The sequence below is a fragment of the Paenibacillus sp. EKM10P genome, assembly GCF_011800655.1.
GTDB lineage: Bacteria > Bacillota > Bacilli > Paenibacillales > Paenibacillaceae > Paenibacillus > Paenibacillus polymyxa.
Window position 1 is genome coordinate 1 of sequence record NZ_JAALET010000048.1, and the last position, 1,274, is coordinate 1,274.

Below are 1,274 nucleotides of genomic sequence, written 5' to 3' on the forward strand. Positions count from 1 at the left end.
CCTTGAGGGCCTTGGTCACCTTGAACTCCTTGAGGTCCTTGATCACCTTGTACGCCTTGTGGTCCTTGGTCGCCTTGAACTCCCTGAGGTCCTTGATCACCTTGAACTCCTTGAGGGCCTTGATCACCTTGATCACCTTGAACTCCTTGAGGGCCTTGATCACCTTGTATGCCCTGTGGTCCCTGATCGCCTTGGACTCCTTGAGGGCCTTGGTCACCTTGAACTCCTTGAGGTCCTTGATCGCCTTGGACTCCCTGTGGTCCTTGAACTCCTTGGACACCCTGAGGACCTTGAACTCCTTGAGGTCCTTGATCACCTTGAACTCCTTGAGGGCCTTGATCTCCTTGAACGCCTTGAGGGCCTTGGTCGCCTTGGACTCCTTGAGGGCCTTGGTCACCTTGGACTCCCAGTGGTCCCTGATCGCCTTGGACACCTTGAGGGCCTTGATCACCTTGGACACCCTGAGGACCTTGGTCACCCTGTACGCCTTGAGGGCCTTGGGCTCCCTGTGGTCCTTGATCTCCTTGGACTCCTTGTGGTCCTTGATCTCCTTGAGGTCCCTGATCACCTTGGATTCCCTGTGGTCCTTGGTCACCTTGAACTCCTTGAGGGCCTTGGTCACCTTGAACTCCTTGAGGTCCTTGATCACCTTGTACGCCTTGTGGTCCTTGGTCGCCTTGGACTCCCTGAGGTCCTTGATCACCTTGAACTCCTTGAGGTCCTTGATCACCTTGATCACCTTGAACTCCTTGAGGGCCTTGATCACCTTGAACGCCCTGTGGTCCCTGATCGCCTTGGACTCCTTGAGGGCCTTGGTCACCTTGGACTCCTTGAGGGCCTTGGTCACCTTGAACTCCTTGAGGGCCTTGGTCTCCTTGGACTCCCTGAGGACCTTGGTCACCCTGTACGCCTTGAGGGCCTTGGGCTCCCTGTGGTCCTTGATCTCCTTGAACGCCCTGTGGTCCTTGATCTCCTTGGACTCCTTGTGGTCCTTGGACACCTTGAACTCCTTGAGGTCCTTGATCACCTTGTACGCCTTGTGGTCCTTGGTCGCCTTGGACTCCCTGAGGTCCTTGATCACCTTGAACTCCTTGAGGTCCTTGATCACCTTGAACGCCCTGTGGTCCCTGATCGCCTTGGACTCCTTGTGGGCCTTGATCACCTTGAACGCCCTGTGGTCCCTGATCACCTTGGACACCTTGAGGTCCTTGATCACCTTGAACGCCCTGTGGTCCCTGATCGCCTTGGACTCCTTGTGGGCCTTGATCACCTTG

Annotated in this window: 1 pseudogene; it reads right to left on the reverse strand. The window is 56.1% G+C overall.

Annotated elements, in window-relative coordinates:
* Positions 1-1,274 (reverse strand): annotated as a pseudogene (locus tag HFE01_RS27480) (hypothetical protein); the annotation flags it as partial.